This is a genomic window from Pseudomonas sp. PDM24 (assembly GCF_019218905.1).
In the GTDB taxonomy this organism is placed as follows: domain Bacteria; phylum Pseudomonadota; class Gammaproteobacteria; order Pseudomonadales; family Pseudomonadaceae; genus Aquipseudomonas.
In genome coordinates this window covers 1-25,460 of the sequence record NZ_JAHUWR010000003.1, presented here as the reverse complement: position 1 = coordinate 25,460, position 25,460 = coordinate 1, and the positions used below count along the sequence as shown (strand labels likewise).

22 protein-coding genes and 1 pseudogene are annotated in these 25,460 nt (G+C 58.6%); 14 read left to right on the top strand and 9 right to left on the bottom strand.

Going from position 1 to position 25,460, the window contains the following annotated elements:
• Positions 1 to 289: 289 nt before the first annotated feature.
• The 4 genes from KW837_RS11825 (at position 290) to KW837_RS11810 (ending at position 5,271) form a co-directional block, all read left to right on the top strand.
• Complete coding sequence (locus KW837_RS11825) at positions 290 to 1,300, top strand: LacI family DNA-binding transcriptional regulator (protein ID WP_008073818.1); 1,011 nt, start codon at positions 290 to 292, stop codon at positions 1,298 to 1,300.
• 416 nt (positions 1,301 to 1,716) lie between these two features.
• Positions 1,717 to 3,381 (top strand): glucose-6-phosphate isomerase, encoded by a 1,665-nt coding sequence (pgi, locus tag KW837_RS11820; protein ID WP_218395883.1) that lies wholly within the window; start codon positions 1,717 to 1,719, stop codon positions 3,379 to 3,381.
• 219 nt (positions 3,382 to 3,600) lie between these two features.
• Positions 3,601 to 4,827 (top strand): carbohydrate porin, encoded by a 1,227-nt coding sequence (locus KW837_RS11815; protein WP_218395881.1) that lies wholly within the window; start codon positions 3,601 to 3,603, stop codon positions 4,825 to 4,827.
• Between the two features lie 234 nt (positions 4,828 to 5,061).
• Positions 5,062 to 5,271, top strand: coding sequence for an NIL domain-containing protein (locus tag KW837_RS11810; protein ID WP_218395879.1), 210 nt, complete (start codon positions 5,062 to 5,064; stop codon positions 5,269 to 5,271).
• Positions 5,272 to 5,278: 7 nt separating this feature from the next.
• Here the strand turns inward: KW837_RS11810 and KW837_RS11805 are convergent, their stop codons facing one another.
• A complete protein-coding gene (locus KW837_RS11805) occupies positions 5,279 to 6,517 on the bottom strand; it encodes an acyl-CoA dehydrogenase family protein (protein WP_218395877.1) in 1,239 nt (412 codons plus the stop codon).
• A gap of 392 nt (positions 6,518 to 6,909) precedes the next feature.
• On the opposite strand from KW837_RS11805, the gene msuE (KW837_RS11800) reads away from it, so the two are divergent.
• From msuE (KW837_RS11800) to KW837_RS11765, 8 genes are all read left to right on the top strand, one after another.
• Positions 6,910 to 7,473, top strand: coding sequence for an FMN reductase (gene msuE / locus KW837_RS11800; RefSeq protein ID WP_008073822.1), 564 nt, complete (start codon positions 6,910 to 6,912; stop codon positions 7,471 to 7,473).
• Positions 7,474 to 7,518: 45 nt separating this feature from the next.
• Positions 7,519 to 8,619: a dimethylsulfone monooxygenase SfnG gene (gene sfnG, locus KW837_RS11795; protein ID WP_008073823.1), complete on the top strand. Its 1,101-nt coding sequence runs from the start codon at positions 7,519 to 7,521 to the stop codon at positions 8,617 to 8,619.
• Positions 8,620 to 8,634: 15 nt separating this feature from the next.
• Complete coding sequence (locus KW837_RS11790; protein WP_218395876.1) at positions 8,635 to 9,798, top strand: AMP-binding protein; 1,164 nt, start codon at positions 8,635 to 8,637, stop codon at positions 9,796 to 9,798.
• Between the two features lie 14 nt (positions 9,799 to 9,812).
• Positions 9,813 to 10,604 carry an ABC transporter ATP-binding protein gene (locus KW837_RS11785; RefSeq protein WP_218395874.1) on the top strand — a complete coding sequence of 264 codons (792 nt, stop codon included), beginning with the start codon at positions 9,813 to 9,815 and terminating at the stop codon, positions 10,602 to 10,604.
• Positions 10,605 to 10,673: 69 nt separating this feature from the next.
• Complete coding sequence (locus tag KW837_RS11780) at positions 10,674 to 11,555, top strand: branched-chain amino acid ABC transporter permease (protein ID WP_218395872.1); 882 nt, start codon at positions 10,674 to 10,676, stop codon at positions 11,553 to 11,555.
• A gap of 11 nt (positions 11,556 to 11,566) precedes the next feature.
• A complete protein-coding gene (locus KW837_RS11775) occupies positions 11,567 to 12,634 on the top strand; it encodes a branched-chain amino acid ABC transporter permease (protein ID WP_218395871.1) in 1,068 nt (355 codons plus the stop codon).
• Positions 12,635 to 12,712: 78 nt separating this feature from the next.
• Complete coding sequence (locus KW837_RS11770; RefSeq protein WP_008073831.1) at positions 12,713 to 14,038, top strand: ABC transporter substrate-binding protein; 1,326 nt, start codon at positions 12,713 to 12,715, stop codon at positions 14,036 to 14,038.
• Positions 14,039 to 14,082: 44 nt separating this feature from the next.
• Positions 14,083 to 14,853: an ABC transporter ATP-binding protein gene (locus KW837_RS11765; RefSeq protein ID WP_218395869.1), complete on the top strand. Its 771-nt coding sequence runs from the start codon at positions 14,083 to 14,085 to the stop codon at positions 14,851 to 14,853.
• A gap of 13 nt (positions 14,854 to 14,866) precedes the next feature.
• Here the strand turns inward: KW837_RS11765 and KW837_RS11760 are convergent, their stop codons facing one another.
• From KW837_RS11760 to KW837_RS11730, 7 genes are all read right to left on the bottom strand, one after another.
• The gene (locus tag KW837_RS11760) at positions 14,867 to 15,970 is read right to left on the bottom strand and encodes a sigma-54-dependent Fis family transcriptional regulator (RefSeq protein ID WP_008073833.1); all 1,104 of its coding nucleotides are present in this window, start codon (positions 15,968 to 15,970) and stop codon (positions 14,867 to 14,869) included.
• An 8-nt stretch (positions 15,971 to 15,978) separates the two neighbouring features.
• Complete coding sequence (locus KW837_RS11755; protein ID WP_218395868.1) at positions 15,979 to 17,166, bottom strand: acyl-CoA dehydrogenase family protein; 1,188 nt, start codon at positions 17,164 to 17,166, stop codon at positions 15,979 to 15,981.
• 10 nt (positions 17,167 to 17,176) lie between these two features.
• Positions 17,177 to 17,740 carry an FMN reductase gene (gene msuE, locus KW837_RS11750; protein ID WP_008073835.1) on the bottom strand — a complete coding sequence of 188 codons (564 nt, stop codon included), beginning with the start codon at positions 17,738 to 17,740 and terminating at the stop codon, positions 17,177 to 17,179.
• Positions 17,741 to 18,666: 926 nt separating this feature from the next.
• The gene (locus KW837_RS11745) at positions 18,667 to 19,623 is read right to left on the bottom strand and encodes a 2-hydroxyacid dehydrogenase (RefSeq protein ID WP_218395867.1); all 957 of its coding nucleotides are present in this window, start codon (positions 19,621 to 19,623) and stop codon (positions 18,667 to 18,669) included.
• A gap of 33 nt (positions 19,624 to 19,656) precedes the next feature.
• Positions 19,657 to 20,415: an SDR family oxidoreductase gene (locus KW837_RS11740; RefSeq protein WP_218395866.1), complete on the bottom strand. Its 759-nt coding sequence runs from the start codon at positions 20,413 to 20,415 to the stop codon at positions 19,657 to 19,659.
• Positions 20,416 to 20,457: 42 nt separating this feature from the next.
• Positions 20,458 to 21,150, bottom strand: a complete 693-nt coding sequence (locus tag KW837_RS11735) for a fumarylacetoacetate hydrolase family protein (RefSeq protein WP_218395865.1) — start codon at positions 21,148 to 21,150, stop codon at positions 20,458 to 20,460.
• 99 nt (positions 21,151 to 21,249) lie between these two features.
• Positions 21,250 to 22,599, bottom strand: a complete 1,350-nt coding sequence (locus KW837_RS11730) for an MFS transporter (RefSeq protein ID WP_218395864.1) — start codon at positions 22,597 to 22,599, stop codon at positions 21,250 to 21,252.
• A 585-nt stretch (positions 22,600 to 23,184) separates the two neighbouring features.
• On the opposite strand from KW837_RS11730, the gene KW837_RS11725 reads away from it, so the two are divergent.
• On the top strand, positions 23,185 to 24,117 hold the full coding sequence (locus KW837_RS11725) for an AraC family transcriptional regulator (RefSeq protein WP_218395863.1): 933 nt from the start codon (positions 23,185 to 23,187) through the stop codon (positions 24,115 to 24,117).
• A 390-nt stretch (positions 24,118 to 24,507) separates the two neighbouring features.
• On the opposite strand, the gene KW837_RS11720 is transcribed toward KW837_RS11725, so the two are convergent.
• Positions 24,508 to 24,882 carry a helix-turn-helix domain-containing protein gene (locus tag KW837_RS11720; RefSeq protein WP_218395861.1) on the bottom strand — a complete coding sequence of 125 codons (375 nt, stop codon included), beginning with the start codon at positions 24,880 to 24,882 and terminating at the stop codon, positions 24,508 to 24,510.
• Between the two features lie 102 nt (positions 24,883 to 24,984).
• Between KW837_RS11720 and KW837_RS11715 the strand changes: the two are divergent.
• Positions 24,985 to 25,460, top strand: a pseudogene (locus KW837_RS11715) (12-oxophytodienoate reductase); the annotation flags it as partial.

Here is a 25,460-nt window from a genome sequence, read left to right as displayed (position 1 = left end):
TGCTTTTTTCAACAAGCGCTGCTGCGTCCATTAATTGGTTCGCAGGACGATCGCTACGATAATAAAAAGGAGTGCCCGGCTATGCTGCATGGCGGATTCCAGCATCTCGATTCACAGACTTCAGATGTGCTGCGCACCTCGCTGGGTCTTTCACGAAATTGCGGGTTCGTCCCGGCATCAATTCCGAGAGCCATCGACGCATTTTCTCGCCGTGAGCTTTACAATAGGTAGCAACTGGACATGAGTTCAGCGCTATCCATCAAATCACGTGAGAAAGGAGTGATACACAGTGGGCGCAAAGATGAGCGATGTCGCGAGAGCCGCGAACGTATCAATGTCTACGGTATCTCATGTACTCAACGGTACTCGTAAAGTACATCCTGACACCGTCCGTAGTGTGAATCAGGCTGTAGAGTCCGTAGGCTATATTCGAAACTCACTCGCTCGGTCTCTGGCTCGTTCCTCTTCAGGTTCGGGTGCTATCGGCGTGGCGATTGCTACGCTTTCAAACTATTATTTCAGTGAAACAGTACGTGCCATCGAAGCGGCATGCGCGAAAAGCGGTTTGATGATGATACTGGTCAATACGCAAAGAGATCCGGAACAGGAACTTAAAGCGGTCAAGGCACTGCATGAGCGACGTGTTGACGGGATTGTACTCGCCTCGGAATATGATCCGGAGAATCGAGTATTTAATTATTTAAAAGCCAACAAAATACCCACGGTTCTCATCGATCGACTTCTCTCGACGTCTTTCGATCAGGTAGGGGTAGAGAATAAGCACTCATCTCAAGAGTTGATTGCACATTTGATTAAGCTGGGTCATCGGCGTATCGGGATGGTATCCGGACGATTGACTCAGTCTTCTTCTCATGAGCGAATTGACGGCTACCGTGCGGCTTTAGCTGACGCTGGAATTGAGTACGAAGATCAATTGGTTTGCTGTGGTGAATCGGCGATTGCGCCGGCAATGGAAGCCACGCGCCGTTTGCTATCGCTAGAGCACCCGCCCACCGCAATAATGACTGCAAACAACTTGATGACCATTGGTGCAATGCAGGCTCTTCGTGAAGCGGGGCTTGAGGTGCCAAAGGATATCGCGCTTGTTGGCTTTGACGATTTCGACTGGGCGGATGCTTTTAGCCCAAGACTGACAGTTGTAGCGCAACCTCTCGAGGAGCTCGGAGCCCAGGCTGTGAAGCTTTTATTGAAGCGTATCAAGCAACCTGAGGGTAGACGTCAGACTATTAGATTGAAACCCTCTTTAATCCAGCGAGATTCTTGCGGCGCTCCAAAATGACTGTACTCAGGGTTTCGTCCTGAGGATCTAGCGGTGCAGACGTGAATTATTTGATGTTTGTCCACGTCTCGCCGTCTGGATAATTTTGAAACTAAATGACTGGCACCTGGTTTCCACTTGTCGTGCACGGATATGTATGTTTGCAGTGTTTTCTGCTTGAGTGCCCCCACGTTCGGTTTTGTTTTCTTCAGGTTTCAATGATTTCGTTATAGAGATAGACATTTATTTGAATCGCGATGGAGAACGCTGGCCCTCGCGGGAGTAAATCCGATAATGGGTCGTAACTGAACAATGCAGGGCTTATTCCTGTGATGGCGCTTCTGCGTTTGCAGAATTACAAAAAACGCCCACATTTGAATGGCAAGAAAAGAGTTGATTGAGACGGCACAAGCCGTATTGGCGAAGAAGGGCTGAGCATGAATAACTACAACAAAACGAATGATGTGACTGCACTGCCGGCATGGCGCAATCTGCTCGACCATCGGGAGAGCATGAAAAATTTTAGTATGCGCGATGCCTTTCGAGATAACAGTAAACGCTTTCAAGACTTTTCCTTGGCGGGCTGCGGGCTTTTTTTGGATTACTCTAAAAACCTCATCACTCACGAAACGCGTTCATTGCTTGTAAACCTTGCTCGCGAGGCAGGCGTGGAACAGGCCGCGCGTGCCATGTTCAGTGGAGAGAAAATCAACTGCTCCGAAGGGCGCCCAGTGCTGCATACGGCGCTGCGGCGACCAGTGGGGGACGCTTTGATGGTCGATGGTCGCAACTTGATGCGCGATGTGCATGGAGCCCTGGCGCAGATGACTGACGTTGTGAGTCGTATCCATAACCATCTGTGGCGTGGTTACAACGACAAGGTCATCACCGATGTCGTAAACATTGGTATTGGTGGCTCATTTCTGGGCCCGGAGCTTGTCTCTGAGGCGCTGGCGCCTTTTGCTCGGCATGGGGTGCGGTGCCATTATCTAGCTAATATCGACGGCAGCGAGTTCCGAGAGGTTACAGCCGAACTGAACGTAGAAACAACGCTGTTCATCATCTCCAGCAAAACCTTCGGTACTCTTGAAACCTTGAAGAATGCACAAGCTTCTCGTAGCTGGTACTTGGCTAAGGGCGGGACGGAAGAGAAGCTATATCGCCATTTCATTGCTGTGACCAGTAATCGCCAGGCAGCGCTGGATTTCGGCATCCGTGAAGCAAACATTTTTCCTATGTGGGACTGGGTCGGTGGCCGTTACTCACTATGGTCTGCAATTGGCCTGCCGATTGCGCTGGCCATTGGCATCGCTAACTTCAAGGAACTGCTATCCGGCGCGTACGCTATGGATCAGCATTTCCTGAACGAACCATTGGAACAGAACCTTCCTGTTCTTTTAGCGGTACTCGGCGTTTGGTATCACAATTTTTGGGGGGCGCAAAGCTATGCTTTCTTGCCCTATGACCATTACCTGCGCAACTTCGTTAAGCATCTGCAGCAGATGGACATGGAGTCAAATGGCAAAAGTGTTCGTCATGATGGCACGTCAGTGTCCTGCACCACGGGCCCGGTAATCTGGGGCGGCGTTGGGTGTAACGGACAGCACGCTTACCACCAGTTGCTGCATCAGGGAACGCCTCTGATTCCAGCTGACTTCATTGTGCCTGTGGTCAGCCACAATCCAGTGGCTGATCATCAGGAATGGCTGTATGCCAATTGCTTGTCTCAAAGCCAAGCGCTGATGTGGGGCAAAACCCGCAGTGAAGCTGAGGCAGAGCTAAAAGCCAAAGGCCTTTCATCCAGTGAGATTGAACGACTGGCACCGCATAAAGTGATCCCCGGTAACCGGCCAAGCAATACAGTTGCTCTTGAGATCATCAATCCACATAGCCTTGGTGCGCTGATCGCCCTTTATGAGCACAAGGTCTTTGTCCAGGGCGTAATTTGGGGAGTCAATTCGTTTGATCAATGGGGCGTGGAACTGGGCAAGGAGCTAAGTAACAACGTCCATAGCCTCCTGACTCGCTATGACGCGCAACCGGCTGATGATTCCTCGACGCAGGGTCTTATAGATTTCTTCCGAGGACGTCATCGGGGGTAGAGCCTCATAAGATTGGACGGGACTAATTCCTTATCGTTGCACTGGCAATGCCTGGATTTTTCTCATGCTTTTGGGTTCAGCGGTGCCTTTTCTATTCGATTTAACTTGGTATTTCCCTTTCTGAAACAGGTGCGTGGGAGTTAACCGCGTACTTTGATTAAAAGCGTGCTGTTCGCGTCGGCCTTATCCAATAAATATAACAAACAAAAGGTGTTATGAATGAACGTTAAAACTCTCAGCGCAGTTCTGGGTGCGTCCTTTGCTGTCGGCTTTTTGCCCGTTGACGCGTATTCAACAGACTTCAGTGGTTATTTCAGAACCGGAGTTGGAGATTCGACTCAAGGAGGGAAACAGTCGTGTTTTCAGCTACCGGGCGCGCAATCCAAATACCGTCTTGGCAACGAATGTGAGCAATATCTGGAGCTGGATTTGCGCCAGGATCTGCTTTCACTTGACGACGGCTCGGTGGTCAGCGTGGAAGGCATGGCACAGTTTTATAACGAGTATGGCCATGAACCAAAATTTGACGGGGAGCACGGCTATACGCGGATGAGTCAGCTCTACGCTGAGTGGAGCAAGATGCCGGCATTGAATGGCGGTTCTTTCTGGGCGGGCCGTCGTTACTACAACCGAAACGACATCAATATTTCCGACTACTTCTACTGGAACCAAAGCTCAACAGGCTTTGGGTTCGACCAGGTCGCATTGGGAGATCTGAAATACAGCTACGTGTTCTCACGCAAGGACAATGTCTTCCAAAAGGATTTTGTTACCCGTCATGATGTGACCGTCAGCGGATTCAACACAAATCCCAGTGGCGAGGTTCAACTGGGCGTCAGTTATCTGGACAAGCCGAGCCGCGAGAATGCTCATCAGGGCTGGTCGGTGGTTGCCCAGCACAAGCAGGTCGCGTTTCTTGGCGGAGTCAACAAGTTCGCTGTTCAATACGGCCGAGGGCCGGGCACCGCATTGGGCTACACCGGTGATACCACGTTGGATGAGAGCAACAAGAGCTGGCGGCTCGTGGAGTTTTTCGACTGGCAAATGACTCATGCTTTTAGTGGTCAAGTTGAATTGGTCTATCAAAAAGACACGCGCCCTGATGGTGATGATCAGAACTGGTTATCCATTGGTGTTCGGCCAATTTATGCGTTCACGGACCAGTTCAAGTTGATCACCGAAGTTGGGCGCGACCAGGTTGAAGCTGCAGACGGTACCCGAAAACTCACTAAGTACACCATCGCGCCTACCTGGTCACCGAAGGGCCCGGGATTCTGGGACAGGCCGGAATTTCGTCTGTATTACACCTACGCTACCTGGAACAAGGCTGCGCAACGCGCCGCCAGCTTGCAATCTCCGGGATCGGCGTTGTCTGATACCGGTGCGTTTGGTACAGACCTGCAAGGCTCCAACGTAGGTGTTCAGATCGAGTATTGGTGGAAATAAATCCTGAAATGACAGGGCTGACAATCAGCCCGGATCTGCTTCAACAACGGCGGATAGCGAGGGCAATCCAACGCTTCCTCTCAAACAGGAAGGGAGTGGTGAACCGCGAGAGGAAGTGAGCGAGTCAGAGGGTGCTGAACGTTGTGACGTTCAGCACCATAGTCGCTCGAACATTGAAATCCTATTCGAGTTGGAATGTGAAATAGGGCGTTGCGTTAGATGGAAATATACGAAATGCGCACCCGTCTCTTTGAGAGTGCGCTTGCCGTCGGCCAGGCACCGGGTGGGCAGGTCAGCTTGTTGCATGGCGGTATCGAGCGTATCCAGAGCCGCGCCCAGGGACGTTGGTTCCTGGGCGTAGCGACGAGCCAGGGGCCAGACGCCAGACGCGTTGCTGGCCCGTGCTTCGTCGCTGGCCGATCAGGTGCAGGTGCTGGGGCGTGATGTCGGCTTACTTCGATCCAGCGCCGATCTGCCAGACGTAGGGCGGTTCGGTGCTGTTGATTTCCCAGTCGCCGATAATGCGTTCCTTGTAGATGAGGGGGTTGTGCGAGGCCGCGGTGCGGGCGTTGCGCCAGTGACGATCGAAGGCCTTGCCGGTGCTGGTGGCCGAGGCGCTGAGGGCGTTGAACAGGTCACTGGTGGCGCGCAGCACAAGGTCGGCGATCACCACTTGGGCCTGGGCCGATTCCAGTTCGGCGGCGATGTTGGCCTCGCGTTCGGCGACTTCGTCATGGGCAAAGCGGCTTTCGTACGCCACCTGCAAGGCGGTCGCCGCGCGCAGGGTGGTGGCGTGTGCGGCGTAGACCTGCGCCGATGCCTTGCCCACCACTTGCTGCACCTGGACGTCCTGGCTGACGTGGCTGGCATTGCCGGTGCTGAAGATGCGCGTGCGCTTGCGCACTTCTTCCGTGATGTCGTGCACCGCGGCACGGCCGGCACCGGTCTGAACCGCCAACAGCACCAGTTGATAGAAGGCCGTCTGGTACTTGAAGCGGGTGGCGAAGTCGAGCAGGTTTTCAGGCTCCACCACGGCGTTTTCGAATACCGAGGTGCCGCTACCGGTGGTGCGCTGGCCAAAGCCATCCCAATCGTCACTCTGCGAGATGCCCGGTTGTTGCACGCGGACGGCGGCAATCACGTCGGCACCGTTGTCATCGCGCTGGGCATAGAGGTCGATCCAATCGGCGAAGATGCTACCGGTGCTGTAGTACTTGGTGCCGTTGACTACCCAGTTTTCGCCCAGACGCGAGACGCGAGTGCCGACCTGGCCGATCTTGACGCTGCCGATTTCGGTCCAGGCATTGCCCACCAGATCACCCTCGACAAAACGCTTGAACCAGGTGTCCTGTGGTGCGTCAGCCTGGGCATTGAGGCGGTCTTCGACAAAGGCAAAGTGACCGCGCAACGCCTGTGGCAAATTGGAGTCCGCTTCGGCCAATTCGATCAGTAACTCAAACAGCTGGGGCAGGGAAGCGCCGGCGCCACCGTACTGGATCGGCACACGCACGGCGCCAAAGCCGGCTTCCTTCAGCCATTTCACTTGTTCAAAGGGCAGGCTGCGGCTTTGCTCGCGCTCCAGTGCGCCGGCGGCGATGCGTGCAAAGATCGGCCGGAAGCGCTCGGCCAGGGCCAGGTAGTCGGTACCGGTGAAGAGGGGGTGTGGCAGGTGTTGTTGCTGGACTGTCATGGTGCAGCTCCTTATGGAAGGCAAGAGAAGCAACAGAGCGGTCGATCTGCTGCGTACTGCTGTCAGTGCACAGGTCGTGCCTGGCGCTGTAAAAAGCCGTTTTACAGGGCGTGCGGGGTGTCGACGGCGCTCACTCCTGTCGCCTGCCGGGCAACTTGTTGAAGCGCTGACCGCCCGACAACAGCGGCCCGGGCGGGACTTCGTGCCAAACGCCACGAGACAACTGTTGTGAGCGCAACAGTTGATCAACAGCCTGTCCGTTGGACGACACTGCGGCGTTTTACGAAAACTGTATAACTAATTGATTTATATTGAATTATTGAAGTGGCACGGTTGCTGCTCTAGTCCTTGTGCAGGTGCCGCGGTGGCCTCTGCCACCACGAGGACGGGCAATGGGCAATACACTGAAAGTGGTCGCGGTATCCGGGAGCGTGCAGCGGCCTACGCGCACCCTGGTGTTGCTCAAGGCGCTGATCGCCGGTCTTGCGCAACAACTGCCGATCGAACTGCACCTGATCGAGTTGTCCGAGGTCGGCCCGCAGTTTGCCGGGGTGCTGCGCCGTGAAGACTTGCCCGCTGCGGTCGAGGCCGATCTGCAGGCCATTGAAACGGCCAACCTGCTGATTGCTGCCAGCCCGGTATACCGCGCCTCGTACACTGGACTGTTCAAGCACCTGTTCGATTTCGTCCATCACCAGGCGTTGAACAACGTGCCGGTGTTGCTGGCCGCCACCGGTGGCTCGGACCGTCACGCCCTGATCATCGATCACCAGTTGCGCCCGCTGTTCGGCTTTTTCCAGGCCCTGAGCTTGCCCATCGGTGTGTATGCCGCCGAAGCCGATTTCACCGATTACCAGATCACCAGCCCGCAGTTGCTCGAACGCATCGAGCGCGCTGTCGAGTCGGCGGTACTGAGCCTCAATCCGACTGTTCAACCGGACACCAGCGCAGCCTGACGTCCCGGGTCAACCCTCATTTCAACGAATCATGGAGTACATGCAATGAGCCAGAACAACATCAAGTTTGCCTACTGGGTTCCCAACGTCAGCGGCGGCCTTGTGGTCAGCAAGATCGAACAGCGCACTAGCTGGGACATCGATTACAACCGCAAGCTGGCGCAAATCGCCGAAAAGGCCGGCTTCGAATACGCTTTGTCACAGATCCGCTTCACTGCCGGTTATGGCGCCGAAAACCAACACGAATCGGTGACCATCAGCCACGCACTGTTGGCCGCCACCGAGAAGCTCAAGGTGATCGCGGCCATCCTGCCTGGCCCATGGAGTCCGGTGCTGGCGGCCAAGCAGCTGGCCACCATCGACCAGTTCACCAACGGTCGCGTCGCGGTGAATATCGTGTCGGGCTGGTTCAAGGGCGAATTCCGCGCCATTGGCGAACCATGGCTGGACCACGATGAGCGCTATCGTCGCTCGGAAGAATTCATCCAGGCGCTGAAGGGCATTTGGACCCAGGACAACTTCAGTTTTCATGGCGATTTCTACCGCTTCCACGACTACACCCTCAAACCCAAGCCACTGCAGCAACCGCACCCGGAAATCTTCCAGGGTGGCAGCTCGCGCGCGGCGCGGGACATGGCTTCGCGGGTCTCCGATTGGTATTTCACCAACGGCAACACTGTCGAAGGCATCAAGGCCCAGGTCGACGACATTCGGGCCAAGGCCGCGATCAATGGCCACTCGGTGAAAGTTGGGGTGAACGCCTTTGTCATCGCCCGTGAAACCGAGGCTGAGGCCCGCGCGGTGTTGCAGGAAATTATCGCCAAGGCCGACCCCGAGGCCGTCAACGGTTTCGGCAGCGAGGCGAAGAACGCCGGTGCCTCCAGCCCGGAAGGCGAAGGCAACTGGGCCAAGTCCACCTTCGAAGACTTGGTGCAGTACAACGATGGTTTCAAGACCAACCTGATCGGTACACCTCAGCAGATTGCCGAACGCATCGTCGCACTCAAGGCGGTGGGCGTGGACCTGGTGCTCAGTGGCTTCCTGCACTTTCAGGAGGAGGTGGAGTACTTCGGCCGCAAGGTGTTGCCGCTGGTGCGTGAGCTGGAGCGCGAGGCTGTGGCGACCAAAGCTGCGGCACTGGTGTAAGGGACGGGAAAGGTCATGCCGACATTCATCGATAACCCGCAACCCGTCGCGGGTACCTTGCCGCAGTGGCTGCAACATCAGGCACGTCAGCAAGGGACGGGCATCGCCCTGCGCCATAAGCGCCTGGGGGTGTGGCAGGTGCTTACCTGGCGCCAACTGGCCACTGAGGTTCAACGCCTGTCCACGGCCTTGCAGGCGCGTGGTTTTGTGCCTGGTGCGACTTTGGTGATTGTCAGCCGCCCGCGGCCGGAGGCATTGATCGCTGCCCTGGCGGCACAGTGGTTGGGCGGCGTGGCCGCGCTGTTGGATCCGCTGGAGGCTGCGGCCGCACAGGTGCCGCTGTTGCGTGAGCTGCACAGTGAATGGGTGTTCGCCGAAGGCCATGAGGAGATTCAGCGCCTGCGCGCCGCCGGACTGGCGCCCAGGCTGCTGATGTACGCCGACGGCCGCGGCCTGGCTGAGGTGAGTCAGGCCGGTGACACCCTGGCGTTCGCACAACTGCTGCAGCAGGGTAGCGATCACCGGCTGGAACCCCAGGCCCGAGCCGAGCGCACAGCCTTTGCCTTCTACCGTTTGGGCGCGGGGCAGCGCCTCGAGCAGCAGCGCATCAGCCACGCCGAGTTGCTACTGGAAGGCCGGCGCCTGGTGCACAGCGAGCAGCTGGGGCGGCAGGACGAAGCCCTGGCGGCGCGAGCGTTTGCCGCGGGTGGTCAAGCGCGTTATTTGCTGGCGCCTTGGTTGATTGCCGGCTTTCGCCTGAATTTTCCGGAGAACCTGTCGACTCGCGACCAGGACCGTCGTGAGTTGGGCCCGACGCTGGTGGCCGGCACCCGGGAAACCTACCAGCGCCTGCATACCCAGGTCCTGGCCCGCTTGCCGGAGCCAGGCAGCTGGCGCCGGCGAATGGTGGATTGGGCGCTGGTGGCGCACCCCGGTGCGCTGCAACGGCACCTGGGATACTGGCTGATCCGCCGGCCGTTGCGCGACGTCCTCGGCTTTTCCCGCACCCGCGCGCCGTTGTTGGTGGGCGAGGCACTGGCACCGCCAACCCTGGCGTTTTTCCAGGCCTTGGCGATTGAGGTACGCACCTGGCCGGATCCGGCACAGTGGCACCGCCCCGCGCCGTGGCCAGCTCCGCTGGTCAACGGCTGGATCGAAGACAGCACGCAACCGGCCTGACAAGGACATGATTCATGGCACAAACACAGGCGACAAAGGTTGAACATCTGCTAGTGCTGGAAAACATCGGTTTGTCGTTCAAGGGCGTCAAGGCGGTGACCGACATCAGCTTTGCTGTGGCAGCCGGGGAGATTTGCGCCTTGATCGGCCCCAACGGTGCGGGAAAAAGCTCACTGCTGAATGTGATCAACGGCGTGTACCAGGCCCAGCAGGGACGCATACGCTTTGCCGGAGAAGAGCACCGGCACATGCGCCCGCATGATGTGGCGGTGCGCGGTATTGCCCGCACCTTTCAGAATATCGCCTTGTTCAAAGGCATGAGTGTGCTCGACAACGTGCTCACCGGACGCACCCTCAAGCGTCGCAGCAGCTGGATTGAGCAGGCCCTGCGCATCGGCCGCGCTGCGGGCGAAGACGACCGCCAGCGGGAGGCGGCCGAACGGGTCATCGATTTTCTGCACATCCAACAGTGGCGCGACACCCTTGTCGGCAAGCTGCCCTATGGCTTGCAGAAACGGGTGGAACTGGCCCGTGCCCTGGCCTCCGAACCGCGCTTGCTGTTGCTGGACGAACCGATGGCCGGGATGAACGCCGAAGAGAAGCAGCAGATGAGCCGGTTCATCGTCGACATCAACCGTGAGCTGGGTACCACCGTGGTGTTGATCGAGCACGACATTGGCGTGGTCATGGGCATTAGCGATCACGTTGTGGTACTCGACTACGGCCTCAAGATCGGCGACGGCCCGCCCGATGAGGTGCGGCAAAACCCCGAGGTGATTGCCGCTTATCTCGGCACGCGCCACTAACCCCCGAGTCGACAGCGCCGCCAGCTATCGGGTGGCAGGGGACTCTTTGCCCGCAAAACAGGAAGGCTCATGGAATTTTTCTTCGAGGTGCTGATCGGCGGGCTCTTGGCCGGGGTGATGTACGCCCTGGTGGCCATCGGTTTTGTCCTGATCTACAAGGCGTCCGGCGTCTTCAACTTCGCCCAGGGCGCGATGGTGCTGTTTTCGGCGCTGACCTTTGTCAGCCTGCTGGAGCGCGGGGTGGCGTTTTGGCTGGCGTTTGTCATCAGCCTGTCGGCGATGGTGCTGCTGGCGGTGGCGGTGGAGCGGGTGGTGTTGCGCCCGCTGGTCAACCGTTCACCGATCACCTTGTTCATGGCGACCCTCGGCTTGTCCTACGTGATCGAAGGGTTCGCCCAAGTGCTGTGGGGCGCCCAGGTACATGGCCTGGAACTGGGCATCAGTGACGAGCCCCTGGAACTGGGCGGCATGCTGCTGTCGCCGTTCGACATTTTTGCAGCCGTGACTGCCGCGTTGCTGGTGTTGGCACTTTCGCTGCTGTTTAACAAAACCCGTATCGGTTTGTCGTTGCGTGCCGTGGCCGATGACCCGCTGGCGGCGTTGGCCGTGGGCATCCGTCTGCAACGGGTCTGGGTGTTGGTGTGGGCGGTGGCCGGGTTTGTCGGTCTGGTGGCCGGCCTGCTCTGGGGCGCGCGGCTGGGGGTGCAGTTTTCGCTGTCGCTGGTGGTGCTCAAGGCCTTGCCGGTGCTGATCATCGGCGGCTTTACCTCGATCAGTGGCGCGATTGTCGGCGGGTTGATCATCGGCGCCTCGGAGAAGGTTGCCGAGGTATACCTGGGCCCCGTCATCGGCGGTGGTATCGAGAACTGGTTTCCCTATGTGCTGGCGTTGCTGTTCCTGCTGGTGCGGCCGGCCGGGTTATTTGGTGAACGCGCAATCGAGCGGGTTTAAGGAGAGGCGTGATGTTTTATCAGGAAGCCGGTCAGTTCAGTACTCGCTATGCCCAGGACCGCCGGGTATTTTGCCTGCGCCAGGACCGTTACGGCTTGGTCGGCTTGCTGCTGTTGGCCTTTGTCGGTGTGCCGTATCTGGGTAACGACTATTGGTTCAGCGCCATTCTGATTCCGTTTCTGGTGCTGTCACTGGCCGGGTTGGGGCTGAACCTGCTGACCGGCTACGCCGGGCAGTTGTCGCTGGGCTCGGCGGCCTTCATGGCGGTGGGCGCCTTTGCCACTTACAACGTTGAGCTGCGGGTGCCGGGCTCGCCGTTGTTGTTCAGCATGGCCCTGGGCGGGGGAGTGGCAGCGCTGGTGGCGGTGCTGTTCGGTCTGCCCAGCCTGCGGATCAAGGGTTTCTATCTGCTGGTGTCGACCCTCGCCGCGCAGTTTTTTGTGACCTGGGCGCTGACCCGCTTCAGCTGGTTTTCCAATAACAGCGCTTCGGGGGTGATCAGCGCACCGCGCCTGGAGATTCTTGGTGTGGATCTGAACTCGCCGGTGGGGCGTTACCTGCTGACTCTGGGCGTGGTGGTGGCGTTGTTCTGGCTGGGCAAGAACCTGGTGCGCAGCGAGCTAGGGCGTAACTGGATGGCGGTGCGTGACATGGACACCGCTGCTGCGGTGATGGGCATTGCGTTGTTCAAGACAAAGCTGCTGGCGTTTGCCATCAGCGGGTTCTTTCTCGGGGTGGCCGGGGCGCTTTGGGCCTTCACCTACCTGGGGACCGTGGAGCCCCACGGTTTTGACCTGAATCGATCTTTCCAGATCCTCTTTATCATCATTATCGGCGGCCTGGGCAGCATCCTCGGCAACTTCCTCGGCGCGGCGTTCATCGTGTTGTTTCCGGTGCTGCTGTCGAACCTGGTGGCCTTGTTGCCGGCCGGGCTGATCGATGCCGGACAGATAGAAAACCTGCAGAAGATGGTATTTGGCGCCCTGATCATTGTGTTCCTGATCAAGGAGCCGGAGGGCCTGGCGCGCCTCTGGCAGAAGTTCCGCGAGCGCGCTCGGTTGTGGCCGCTGCGCTACTGAGCGACTCGGCGTAAGTGCCGATTGCTCTGAATCCCTTTGGTTGACCCTTCACTTGATTACTTGATAAGGAAAACATTGATGTTGAAACGATCTCTACTAAGTAGCCTCGCCCTGGCTGTCAGCCTGAGCACTGCCACGTTGACCGCGCAGGCGGATAACGAACAGTACTTCCCGCTGCAGAGCTATCGGGTCGGTCCTTATGCCGCCGGTGGTACCGGGTTTTTTGGTGGTTTTATCGACTACCTCAAATACGTCAATGCCAATGGCGGGGTCAACGGCGTCAAGCTGACCTGGAGTGAGTGCGAAACCGAGTACGTGGTCGAGAAGGGCGTGGAGTGCTACGAGCGTCTGAAAAAAGGCCTCAATGGTGCGCCGGCTGCCGCCACTAACCCGCTGTCGGTGGGCATCGCCTATGCCACCCTTGAGCGTTCGACCGCGGACAAACTGCCGCTGATCACCATCAACCACGGCCGCACCGACTCCACTGACGGCAGCGTTTTCCCCTACGCCTTTCCCTTGCAGCTGAACCCGTACTCCGAAGTCTCGGCGATCATCAACTACATCGGCCAGCAGGCCGGGGGGCTGGACCAGCTCAAGGGCAAGAAGATCGTCACCCTGTATCACGGCTCGCCCTACGGCAAGGAAACCAATGAGGTGTTGCAGACCCTGGCCGACAAGTACGGGTTCAAGCTGACCCTGCTGGAAGTGCCCCATCCGGGTAACGAGCAGCAGTCGCAATGGCTCAACATTCGCCGGGAAAAACCCGACTGGGTGATTCTGCGCGGCTGGGGCGTGATGAACCCGGTGGCGTTGAAAACCGCGCAGAAAGTCGGCTTCCCGGTGGATCACATCATCGGCAACATCTGGAGCAACTCCGAGGACGATGCCGCCCCGGCCGGTGCCGCCGCCAAAGGCTTTATTGCGATCACCACGCACCCCTCGGGCACCGATTTCCCGGTCTTGCAAGGCATCCAGCAGCAGGTGGTGGCCAAGGGCAATGGTGACCTGGCTGATCCGAAACGCTTTGGCACCGTGTATTACAACCTGGGGGTGGTGAACGGCATTCTCAACGTTGAGGCCGTGCGCATTGCCCAGGAAAAATTCGGCAAGCAGCCGCTCACCGGCGAGCAGGTGCGCTGGGGCTTCGAGCACCTCAAGCTGGACGATGCCCGCCTCAAGGAGCTGGGTGCACTGGGCCTGGTGCAACCCTTGCAGCTGTCATGCTCGGACCATGAAGGGGGCGGTGCGGTGCGCTTCCAGCGGTGGGATGGCAGCCAGTGGAAACTGATCAGTGACTGGGTGCAGGCCGACCGTGCCTTGCTCAGACCGATCATCGAAGCCTCGTCGCACCAGTACGCCAAGGAAAAGGGCATCACACCGCGCGATTGCAGTCAGGACAGCTGAGATGTGAATCGGGAGGCGTCCCGGTTTTTTTGGGGGAGAGCAACATGAACCAAGTACCGATCTTGCAGATCGACGCGATTGAAGTCCTGTACGAACAGGCAATCCTCGCCGTGCGCGGGGTATCCCTGGCGGTGCCGCAAGGACAGATCGTGGTGTTGCTGGGGGCCAACGGTGCTGGCAAAAGCACCACCTTGAAGGCCGCCGCCAATCTGGTGAGGGCCGAGCGGGGCGAGGTGGTGCAGGGGCGGATTATTTATCGAGGCGAGGATGTCACCCGCAGCACGCCCCATAGCCTGGTTGCCAGCGGCCTGGTGCAGGTACTGGAAGGCCGGCATTGCTTTGCCCAACTGACAGTGGAGGAAAACCTGCTGACGGGTGCATTTGCGCGTCAGGTGTCCCGCGGGCAACTGAAGGCCGATCTGGAACGTATCTACAGCCAGTTTCCGCGCCTCAAGCTGCGGCGCAAAAGCCTGGCCGGCTACACCTCCGGCGGTGAACAGCAGATGGTTGCGCTCGGGCGGGCGCTGATGGCCCGGCCACAGCTGGTGTTGCTGGACGAACCTTCGATGGGCCTGGCACCGCAGATCGTCGAGGAGATCTTCGAGATCATCCATCAGCTCAATCGGCGCGACGGCGTGAGCTTCCTGATTGCCGAGCAGAACATCAACCTGGCTCTGCGTTACGCCCAGTACGGCTACGTGCTGGAAAGCGGCCGGGTCGTCAGCGAAGGCACGACCGGGCAGTTGGCCGCGCGCAGTGATATTCAGGACTTCTATCTGGGGGGCGGGACAGCGGGTAAAGGAGCAGCGGCTTGACCGCTAGCACCAGTCAGATCGACAGGTTGACCACTTTGACCGTCCGGGCGTCTTGTGCCGGGCGGCGTTTGTTCACCACCAGCTCACCAACCTTGATCAGCATCGCGCGGGTGATGTTGCGACTCAGCCCCAGCAGGCTGGCGGTGTGTACCTGGTTGTAGTGGCTGAAGCGATAGGCCGCGCGCAGCAGCGCTTCCTCGACCCGCTCGTGGAGGGCGCCGCTTTCTTCCTCGAACAGCTTCTGGAAGGCTTGCTGCAGCAGGGCGTCGGCACTGTCGTCCTGGACGGTATTGCTGGCGTCCTGGCGTTCGATACGCAGGTTGGACAGGTGCAGGTCCTGGACACGGATCAGATTGTTACGGCAGATCAACAGGGTGTGGTGAATGACGTTTTCCAGCTCGCGAATATTGCCCGGCCATGAGTAATTCACCAGCTTCTGTTCGGCTTCGGTATCCAGCACCACTTCGCCATAACCCAGCCGACGACTGTACTCGGCGATAAAGTGGCGGATCAGCGGCAGGATGTCGCCCGGTCGCTCGCGCAGCGGGCTGAGCTCCAGGCTGACCACGTTCAGCCGGTAATAGAGGTCTTCGCGAAAGTGCCCGGCGTTGATGGCTTTTTCCAGCTGCACGTTGGTCGCAGCCAGCACCCGTACATCGATGGGGATGCTTTTGCGTGAACCCAGGCGAACCACTTCACGCTCCTGCAGCACCCGCAGCAACTTGACCTGGATCGGCATCGGCAAGTCACCGATCTCGTCGAGGAACAGCGTGCCGCCGTTGGCTTCCTCGAACCAGCCGGCCTTGGCGCTCAGGGCGCCGGTGAAGGCGCCTTTTTCGTGGCCGAACAGTTCGGCCTCCACCAGGCTTTCGGAAAACGCGCCGCAGTTGACCGCGATAAACGGCTTGTTGCGACGGGCGCTGAGGTTGTGCAGATGACGGGCCACCAGTTCCTTGCCGGTCCCGGTTTCGCCGATGATCAACACGCTGGCGTCACTGGGCGCGACCTGTTGCAGGTGCGCCAGCAGCGCCTGTGATTTCGGGTCTTCGAAGACTTGCGCAGTGGCGCGTATCGAGGTGGCCAGGGCTGGTGAGGGCGGCAGCGTGAGTAGTTGCATGGTGGGGCCTATGAGTAAAAGGACGGAGTGGGTAGCGTCTTGTTGAGCGCCCAGTCACCCAGTTCATGGAGCTTGTAGTCCACGGGGTCGTGCAGGGTCTGGGTGCGCAGGTTGCGCCAGTGACGATCAAGGCGCAGCGCGGCATGGGTGGCGCGGGCGCCAGTCACTTCAAACAGGCTGCTGGTCAGGTCCAGGCCGGTGCGGGTGGCGGCGACCTTGGCGGTGGCAATGGCCAAGGCCAGTTGGCCACGCTCCTCGGCGCCGAGCCGGTGCTCCTTGCTCCAGGCTTGGTCGAGCAGGGCGTTGGCGCGTTCAGTGAGCAGGCGCACGCTTTCCAGCCCGACCCAGAATTCGCCATAATGGCGCAGGACATAGGGGTCCTGATTGGCCTGGCTGACGTTGGCCTTGAACCAGGGGCGCGTTTCCTTGAGGGTGTAATTGCGGGCCTCTTCGAACGCGCCCTCGGCAATGCCGAGGAAGATATTGACGAAGGTCAGTTGGGCGATCAGCGGGCGCAGGCAGGCAAAGGGCGTGCTCAGCGGGCCGGGATCTAGCAGCAGTTCATTCTCTTCCACGCGCACCCGTTCGAAGGTGGCGCTGCCGCTGTCGGTCTGCCGTTGGCCGATGTTGTCCCAGTCGCCGTGCAAGGTGATGCCGGTGCGATGACTGGGAATGGCGGCGATCAACAGCTTGCCGCTGGTGGATTCATCCAGCGCCGAGGCAATCAGCATTTCCGAATCGGAGGCGCCGGAGCAGAAACTCTTGCGCCCGGAAAACTCGCGATAGCCTGCAAATTTTTTTGACAAGGTGCGGGTGTCCAACGGGTTAAGGGCATTACCCCAGAACCAGTTGTTGCGCGCGGTCTGTTCGAACCAGGGCTGCCACTGTTCGGGCCGGGAAAACAGCCGTACCGTGGCCAGCATCAAATGCTGGAAGCCGAACACATGGGCGATCGAGCTGTCGACCCTGGCGAACTCGCGCACCACTTCCAGGGTGTCGCTCCAGCTGGCGCCAAGGCCACCGTATTGCTGGTCAATTTTCATCGCCAGCAGACCGCAGCGGCGCAACTCGTCGCGCTCGGCTTTCGGCGTGCCGCCCAGATGGTCGCGTTCGGCGGCGGTTCGGGAAAACTCGGCGGCGAGCGTCCGGGCGATCTGCAGCGGGGTTTCAAGTCTGGATATATGGAGAGCGGTCACAGGCTGTTCCTCAGGCTGTTTTCCGCAAGTCGGCGGCATTGGCGGTGAACAGCGGTGCGGCCCGTTCGACTGCCAGGCGGATGCGTGTTTTCAGCGCTTCGCTGCTGATCTGGTAATTCGTGAAATCGGCCTCCGAGGCATACACGCCAAGGGGCAGGGTCACCGACTGGAAGAAGCTGAACAGCGGGCGCAACTGATGATCGATTACCAGCGCATGCCGGTCGCTGCCACCGGTGGCGGCCAGCAACACCGGGGTGTCGATCAATGCGTCCTGGCCAATCAGGTCGAACAGGTGCTTAAACTGGCCCGGGTAGGCGCCACGGTAGACAGGTGCGGCCACAACCAGCAGGTCCGCCGACTCAATCGCACTCAACTCGTACTCAACGGTTTCCGGCAGCTCCTGACGGGACATGGCGCTGCCCAGTGGGCGGACAATGTCGCCCAGTTCGATGATGCGGCTTTCGATTGGCAGGTACTGGCTCAGCTCGGCAACGATGGCCTGGACCAGCACCAGGGTACGCGACGGACGATAGGTTCCACCGGAAACGGCGACGACTTTAAGTGGGGTGCTCATGGGGTCTGTTCCTGTTCGAGTTGCGGGATGTGCAGCCATCAGAGCAAGAGTTGTTCCAGGGTTAAAATAACTATTAAAAACAATAAGATGGATTAACATGTTATCTCGGCTGCTGTTGCCCGGGCAGCTAACTGTTGAGCGACTGTTGCCTGAGCAACAATGGCGCTTCTGTTTACCGGGCAACACTGCCGCATCCATGAATTAAATGTAAACGATCTAAAAAACATCCAGTAAATACTTTTTGGTTATTAGCTTAAGGCTTTGTCTGGTCGCCAGTGCCGGGTGAGTCGCCTTTGGCTGGCCTTGGCAGGCCGATATCAGCGGGGAACGCCCCTCGCTGCGGCAAAGTGTTGCTCAGCCAATAGCGGTTCAGCATCACTGTTGGGCGGGCAACAGTGCAGTCGACCCAGGCGTACGGCATTCACCTTCCACCGTCGCCGCTCAGATAGCTGTGTACGGTGCCTGCGGTGACACCCACTACCCGGGTAAGTCTGAGTCCGGCCGCCCGACCACCAACCAGTACATGCGGCCTCATGCGCTCGATCAGTCATTCTGGATCTGCTCAAAATCGAAGGAATCGGGATCGGTATCGAAGTAGCCCAGGTTACCGAGCCAAAACTCTGCGAACGCAATTGTGGTGGTTTGAATCGCCACTCTTGGCGGAGGGCGAATAAATCAGGGCCGCGAACCTAGACTCGTATACACGGGGCTCCCTGACTCTTAATTCAAGTTGTGGTTTTTTGGGGGATTGTTAGGTGACTAACTACTGAAAGCCATTGGAGAGAGTACGTGGGTCAATTCGGCGTCGACGTCTACAATTGGGGATTGATCACGTCGACCGCCCTGAGTTTGGTTTTCGTTCCGCGATCTGTTTACCTGACACCGAGCCGCCAAGGGGGACGCAACGTCTCCTCGGCGGCCAACGTTCAGTCAGTCACAGACCCCTGCGGTATCCTCCCGGCGAAACTGTCCACCAGGCTCGCCACCACCATCTCTCCCATCCGCGTGCGGGTCTGCAGCGTCGCACTGGCGCGATGGGGCTGCAGTACCACGTTCTCGTTGCCGAACAGTGTCTCGGGGACGTTCGGTTCATCGACAAACACATCCAGTGCCGCCCCCGCGATCTCTCCAGCGGCCAGTGCCGTCACCAGATCGACCTCGTTGACCAGCTTGCCCCGCGCCACGTTGATCAGATACCCGTCCTTGCCCAGCGCCTGCAGCACATCGGCATTGATGATGGCTTCAGTCTTGTCGGCAGCAGCCGCGAGAATCAGCGCATCACTGTGGCTGGCCAGCTGCTTCAGATCGGCGATGAAAGTGTGGTTCACATCGCTCATCGGCTGCAGATCGGTGTAGCTGATCGGGCAGCCGAACGCCGCGGCCCGGGTCGCCACTGCTCGGCCGACCCGGCCCATGCCGACGATCCCGATGCGCATGCCCGATACCTGACGCGCCAACGGCAACGGTGCCAACGGTGTCGGGTTATGGGGCCATTGCCCCGAACGCACGTAACGATCACTGGTGCATAGACCCCGGCACACGGCAATCAATAATCCGATGGCCAGGTCGGCGACATCTTCGGTCAGCGCCCCGATGGTCGCGGTCACGCGGATCCCGCGATCCCTGGCGTAAGCCAGGTCCACCGCATCCGTGCCCACGCCGTTGACCGCCACCACTTCCAGTTTCGGTAGCTGCGCCATCAGCGCCTGACTGATACCGGTATGCCCGCCGGTGATCACCCCGCGAATGTTCGCGCCGTGTGCCTGCAAATAAGCCTGCTTGTCGGCCTGCTGGAAGTAGCGTCTGACGGTAAACAGTTCATCGAGCCGCGCGTTGATTTCAGGGATCAGGATCGGGCTGAGCTGCAAGACTTCTGGTTTCATGTAAACCTCGCGTAACGGAATAAAAAAGCCGGTTTAACCGCGACCGGCAAACGGCATGGCACTGGCCATGACGGTCATGTTCAGGACGTTCGCCTCCAGCGGCAGGCCGGCGATGTAGCGCACGGCGTCGGCCACATGCTTGACGTCCACCATCGGCTCCACGGCGATGGTGCCGTTGGCCTGGCGCACGCCTTTGGTCATGCGCACCGACATCTCGGTCAGGGCGTTGCCGATGTCGATCTGGCTGCAGGCGATGTTGAATTCGCGCCCGTCCAGGGCCAGGGATTTGGTCAGCCCCAGCACCGCGTGTTTGCTGGCGGTGTAGGCGCTGCTGAAGGGGCGTGGGGTATGCGCCGAGATCGAGCCGTTATTGATGATGCGTCCACCCTGTGGCTGTTGCCGGCGCATCAGCCTGAAGGCACCACGGGCGCAGAGGAAAACGCCGTTGAGGTTGGTGTCGATCACGTTTCGCCACTGCTCGAACGTCAGCTCATCGAGCGGCACTGCCGGGGCGTTGACCCCGGCGTTGTTGAACACCACATCGAGTCGCCCGTATACCTCGGTGAGGGTGGCAAACAGCGCATCGACACTGGCCGGGTCGCGCACATCAGTCGGCACCGCCAACGCTTCGTGTCCTTCGCTGAGCGCCAATTCGACCAAGGCCTGCAACGGCTCCGGCCGACGTCCGGCCACTACCAGGGTGAATCCGTCGGCCATCAGCGACAGGGCCACGGCGCGGCCGATTCCGCTACCGGCGCCGGTGACCAGGGCCACTTTCAAAGGACTGTTCATGTTGTTATCTCCTTTCTCAATTCACGAGGGCGTGAGCCGGGTTCAAGGTCGTGGACCGACGCGCATTTCCAGTTGGCCGATGCCGTCGATCCCGGCGTTGATGATGTCGCCCGGTTGCAGCACATCGACGCCTGCCGGGCTGCCAGTCATGATCAGGTCACCGGCCCGCAGCGCTACCGACTGTGAGATGCGGCTGATGATTTCACTGACCGACCAGATCTGGCTGTCGAGGCTGTCGCGCTGGCGCTCTTCGCCGTTGACGTTCAGCCACAACTCACCATCGGGATGTCCTGCCCGCGTGACCGGCACGATGGCGGTCATTGGCGCGGCACCGTCGAACACCTTGGCACCTTCCCACGGCAAACCATTGCTTTTGGCCGCGCGCTGGACATCACGACGGGTCAGATCAAGGCCGGCGGCATAGCCCCACACATAGGCCAGCGCCTGACTCTGCGGAATATTGGCGCCGCCTTCACCGATGGCCACGACCAATTCGATTTCGTGGACAAACTCTTCGGTCAAGGGCGGGAAAGTCACTTCACCCGCCGCATCCACCACGTTGCTCGCCGGTTTCATGAAGAACACTGGCGGCTGGCGGGACTGGCCTTGGGTGTCTGGCCAAGGGTAGTTGCGGCCGACACAAAATACCCGGGCAACGGGAAAGCGCTGCTGGCTGCCAGCAACCGGCAAGGTCACGGGCAGATCCGGGGTAAACACATACTCGGTCATCGTCATTTTTGTAGTCGTCCTGTTAGAAGCGTCAGCGTACGGCGGCAATCTTTTGCGAAGTTGGACGAAAGCCGCCTTGTGTTGGAGAAAAACGTTTTTTTTGACTCAGCGCGCCTTGAGTTCGATGCGATACAAGCGACCGAGCAGCAACGAATAGGACAAGGTACCGACCAGCGCCACGCCGCCGATGAACCAGAAGGCGTAGGCAAACGAGCCTGTCGCGTGGACGATGCCGCCAATCACAATCGGAGTGACGATCCCGCCGATGTTGGCGGCCAGGCTGGTGACTCCGCCGGTCAGGCCGATCAATTCCTTGGGCGCAACTTCCGACACCGCCGCCCACGACGACGAAGCGATTCCCTGGGCGAAGAAGGCTATGGTCAGCACGGCAATGCAGATCACATTCGAGTCGGTGAAATTCACCAACACAATCGACATCCCCAGCATCGATCCGACCACCAAAGGCAACTTGCGAGCGAAGGACATTGAGTAACCGCGGCGTATCAGCAAGTCGGAGACGATACCGGCCAGCAGAATGCCGACCGTTGCACCCACGAACGGCAGCACGGCGAAGATCCCGGCCTTGATCATGGTCAGCTTGCGTTCTTCGATCAGGTACGTCGGGAACCAGGTCAGGAAAAAGTACAACGCCGAGGTGCTGGCGAACTTGCCGATGCAAATCGCCCAGATCTGCCGATAACTGAACAGCTCGGCGATCTGCCGCCAGTTGAACCGGGTGCGTTCCTGGCTGCTCTTGACCAGTCCACCTCCGGCTTCGATGTACTTCAGTTCTTCCTGGCTGACGTTCTTGCAGCTCAGCGGATCGCGGTACACGTAGAGCCAGATCACACCGAACACAATGCCGAGTATCCCGGTGCTGTAGAAAACATGGCGCCAGTCATAGGTCGTGGCCAGCCATAACAGCACGCCGGTAAACAGAGCCGTGCCCAGATATTGGCCGCACACGTAAATGCTGCTGGCCAGGCCCCGTTCGCGGGCCGGGAACCATACCGTCACCGCACGGCTGTTGGCAGGAAACGCTGGAGCCTCCATGGCGCCGACCGCCAGGCGCAGCCCGAACAGCGAAGCGAATCCTGTGGCAAAGCCCTGGCACACGGTGACCGTCGACCAACTGATCAGCGATACCCCGTAGGTGAAGCGGGAACCGAAGCGATCGGCAATAAACCCCGCAGGCACCAGGGCGAGGGCGTAAGTCCAGGCAAACGCGGAAAAAATCAGGCCCATTTCGATCTTGTCCAGGCCCAGGTCCTTGGCGAGGAACGGTGCGGCAATCGAGATGTTTACGCGGTCGATGTAATTGATGATGGTCGCAATCAGCAGCAATGACAGCATGAACCAGCGCCGACGCGTCGGCAGTCGCTGAGGCAACAGGGCGTCCCGGGCGCCGGCGCTCACCGACGGCGCGGTGGACGGGGAGGTTTGCGAGTTCGACATGAGTAGACCTTTTTATTGTTAGAAGAATCGAGATGTTCGCGCGCAGCCGAAGCCGTGCCCGCAGTGCCGGGGCAGAGCAATCGCTACTTGAATGAGAGGCGCGGACAGCCGCTGTCAGGCGCTCAAATACGCCTTCGGACTGGCTCGATCGGGGGAGGGTTGGCGAGAGGGAAAAACAGGTTCATCACGTGCGCACCTTTTGATTGTTTTTGGAAGGTTCGGGCTGCATTGGCTATCACAGTGGTCGTACAACTTCTCAAAATCAACGGAGGCGTTAGATCGTTTTTTCTTCTAAAAAAGGCGATGAATACAGGTGTCCAAGAAAAAACAAATCAGCGTATTTCCTTGGTTATGCTTTATTTTGTTTATAAGTTGATGTTTTTAAATGATTAATTATCTTTGTGTGCATGTAGATTTTTTGGACAGGCGACACATCACACACGGATACAATTAATTCTCTATATTGCATTGTCATCCTATGACGTGTTGAAGCCCGCGGTGTCTGCCTTCACAATTACCGCAGTCGCCGCCTGCATCGCGGCGCGACGACAATCTGTCCATGTACCTGTAGAGGATCCTCAGGCGATGTCGTCACCGAGTCGAGTGCCCACTTACGTCATGCAGCAACGCAGCGAATTGACGGACTTTTACATCCGCGACAAAAAGGGCCGGCACGCCGAAACCAGTCCGCATCGCCATGAGTATTTCCAGATCCAGGTTAACCTCGGTGGCGATACCGTGCAGCACATCGGCAACGTCGAACGTCCGTTTCCGCGCAATACGCTGGCCTTCATCCTGCCGCATCGTGTGCACGTGATTCCGCATCCGGCCGACAGCAATTTCATGGTGATCAATTTTTCCCAGACCTTCCTGCTACCGCACTTGCAGTGTGACCCGATGGATCTGGAGGAAGTCTCGATTCTCCTGGCGCCGGAGTTGTCGCCGTTTCGCTTTCAGGAGCATCTGGATTTCATTCTGGCCGATGAAGATTTCAGTAAAGTCTGTGCCCTGATCGAGCAGATGCGAGTCCTGGATGAGAACCGTCAATTTGGCACTCGCGAGATGCTCAAGGGGTTGTTGCTGCAACTGGTGGGGAGCGTTTGTGCCTTGTATGCCGAGCCGCTCAAACGACTGGCCGAAGAGAATGCCGCCGAAGTAAGCCGGCGCGACGCGCTGAGCAGGATGTCCGAATACTTGCGCAAGAATATTGCCGACCCCGATCTCAACCTGATCAAGGTGGCTGCTGCGACCTACCTGTCACCGACGTATCTGACACACTGGTTGCGCAAGGAAATCGGCAAGACTTTCACTGAGCTGGTGCTCGAACGCAGGATGCACGCGGCACGCAATTATTTGCTCAATGGGACACGACCGGTGGGGGAGGTGGCGAGGTTGTGCGGTTTCGCTGACGAAGCTTATTTCTCCCGACGCTTTCGCCAGATACATGGCCAGCCTCCCGGGCAATTCAGACGTCAGCAACTCAATCCCGATACTCCGCAGGCACCGTCCAACACGTGATCGACCGTTGTAGGTGATGTGGCGGTAGATACGAGGTCGATTTGGGCGCACCGGATTGGCCAAAATTGGAGCAGGTACTCAGGCGCTAGATTGGTATTGCATCCATCCAGTCCAGTTTGTCGTTACGCGAGGTCAAGACCAGTAGCCGTCAAAGACCAAAAAATAGGCCCTGAGAAAATTCTTCGCCATCGCTTAATACGTTCAGCCATTAAAAAAAGCAGCCCTTTGGCACCGATAACATCGTTTCTCGGGCGTACCGTTTTTCAATATATTGGTCGCCAGATCTGGTGAATGACGAAACACTCACCACCCTCAGTGCGAGTAGTCTGTGACGAATATTCTGCGTTGCAGGGTGGCAGTGGCGGCGAGTCAATAAAAAGACTCGCATCGTCAGCTTCCCTCCGCGGCCTCGTCAAACTTCAACCGGGCCGTTTCAACCTCAGGCAATTTGTCGAGCGTCCATTTATGCAATTCGCGAAATGGCTGCTGCAGTGTTAGACCAAGTGGGGTGATCTCATACTGCACTGCCACGGGCGAGAACGAAATGATCTGGCGCGAGACGAGACCATTTCGTTCCAACCGCCGCAGGGACTGTGTAAGTGCCTTCTGAGTGACGCCCTCCAGGCGACGCCTGATGGCATTGAAGCGATGCGGCCCATCATCAAGCACCGCCAGAACCATCATCGACCACTTGTCTGCGATTTGGTCGAACAGCGCCCGGCTTGGGCAGTCTGACGAAAAACATTGCGGCTTTAATTCCAGCATCGAAGTTTCCTCATGTATACCTAGGCGACTCTAGGTGCCTAATTGACATTAGGTCTACAAAATATACTTATGTGACTTCCAAAAGCAAATGGAGTCCATCCAATGTCAAAGCTTGATACCAGCGTTTTATTTCGTCCTCTTTCCATCCGCTCGCTTGAACTGAAAAACCGGATTGTCATGGCGCCGATGACGCGTCTGTTCTCACCCGAAGGCATCCCGGGTGAAGCGAGCGCTGCCTATTACCGGCGGCGGGCAGAGGGAGGTGTCGGGCTGATTTTGTCGGAAGGCACCGTGATTGATCGCCCAGCATCACGCAATGATTCCGGCATCCCTTTTTTTCACGGCGAAGCGGCGCTGGCGGGGTGGAAAAACGTGATCGATGCGGTCCACAACGCTGGCGGGCGCATGGCACCGCAGATCTGGCACACCGGTGCCACGCGTTACATCAACAACTGGGAGCCAGATGCGCCAGTGGAAAGCCCGTCGGGCCTTGATTCGCCAGGTGACCTGCGTGGTGTGGCGATGAGTGAAGAGGACATTGCCGACACGGTAGCAGCGTTCGCCAAGGCCGCAGCGGA

What these genes read in the sequence shown, in the direction of transcription:
- KW837_RS11810 (WP_218395879.1), top strand. Translation starts at nt 5,062, where the DNA reads ATGCGCACCCGTCTCTTTGAGAGTGCGCTTGCCGTCGGCCAGGCACCG.
- KW837_RS11770 (WP_008073831.1), top strand. Translation starts at nt 12,713, where the DNA reads ATGTTGAAACGATCTCTACTAAGTAGCCTCGCCCTGGCTGTCAGCCTG.
- sfnG (WP_008073823.1), top strand. Translation starts at nt 7,519, where the DNA reads ATGAGCCAGAACAACATCAAGTTTGCCTACTGGGTTCCCAACGTCAGC.
- KW837_RS11760 (WP_008073833.1), bottom strand. Translation starts at nt 15,970, where the DNA reads ATGCAACTACTCACGCTGCCGCCCTCACCAGCCCTGGCCACCTCGATA.
- KW837_RS11775 (WP_218395871.1), top strand. Translation starts at nt 11,567, where the DNA reads ATGTTTTATCAGGAAGCCGGTCAGTTCAGTACTCGCTATGCCCAGGAC.
- KW837_RS11790 (WP_218395876.1), top strand. Translation starts at nt 8,635, where the DNA reads ATGCCGACATTCATCGATAACCCGCAACCCGTCGCGGGTACCTTGCCG.
- KW837_RS11805 (WP_218395877.1), bottom strand. Translation starts at nt 6,517, where the DNA reads ATGACAGTCCAGCAACAACACCTGCCACACCCCCTCTTCACCGGTACC.
- KW837_RS11765 (WP_218395869.1), top strand. Translation starts at nt 14,083, where the DNA reads ATGAACCAAGTACCGATCTTGCAGATCGACGCGATTGAAGTCCTGTAC.
- KW837_RS11730 (WP_218395864.1), bottom strand. Translation starts at nt 22,599, where the DNA reads ATGTCGAACTCGCAAACCTCCCCGTCCACCGCGCCGTCGGTGAGCGCC.
- msuE (WP_008073822.1), top strand. Translation starts at nt 6,910, where the DNA reads ATGGGCAATACACTGAAAGTGGTCGCGGTATCCGGGAGCGTGCAGCGG.
- KW837_RS11815 (WP_218395881.1), top strand. Translation starts at nt 3,601, where the DNA reads ATGAACGTTAAAACTCTCAGCGCAGTTCTGGGTGCGTCCTTTGCTGTC.
- KW837_RS11785 (WP_218395874.1), top strand. Translation starts at nt 9,813, where the DNA reads ATGGCACAAACACAGGCGACAAAGGTTGAACATCTGCTAGTGCTGGAA.
- KW837_RS11780 (WP_218395872.1), top strand. Translation starts at nt 10,674, where the DNA reads ATGGAATTTTTCTTCGAGGTGCTGATCGGCGGGCTCTTGGCCGGGGTG.
- msuE (WP_008073835.1), bottom strand. Translation starts at nt 17,740, where the DNA reads ATGAGCACCCCACTTAAAGTCGTCGCCGTTTCCGGTGGAACCTATCGT.
- KW837_RS11725 (WP_218395863.1), top strand. Translation starts at nt 23,185, where the DNA reads ATGTCGTCACCGAGTCGAGTGCCCACTTACGTCATGCAGCAACGCAGC.
- KW837_RS11745 (WP_218395867.1), bottom strand. Translation starts at nt 19,623, where the DNA reads ATGAAACCAGAAGTCTTGCAGCTCAGCCCGATCCTGATCCCTGAAATC.
- KW837_RS11740 (WP_218395866.1), bottom strand. Translation starts at nt 20,415, where the DNA reads ATGAACAGTCCTTTGAAAGTGGCCCTGGTCACCGGCGCCGGTAGCGGA.
- KW837_RS11720 (WP_218395861.1), bottom strand. Translation starts at nt 24,882, where the DNA reads ATGCTGGAATTAAAGCCGCAATGTTTTTCGTCAGACTGCCCAAGCCGG.
- KW837_RS11735 (WP_218395865.1), bottom strand. Translation starts at nt 21,150, where the DNA reads ATGACGATGACCGAGTATGTGTTTACCCCGGATCTGCCCGTGACCTTG.
- pgi (WP_218395883.1), top strand. Translation starts at nt 1,717, where the DNA reads ATGAATAACTACAACAAAACGAATGATGTGACTGCACTGCCGGCATGG.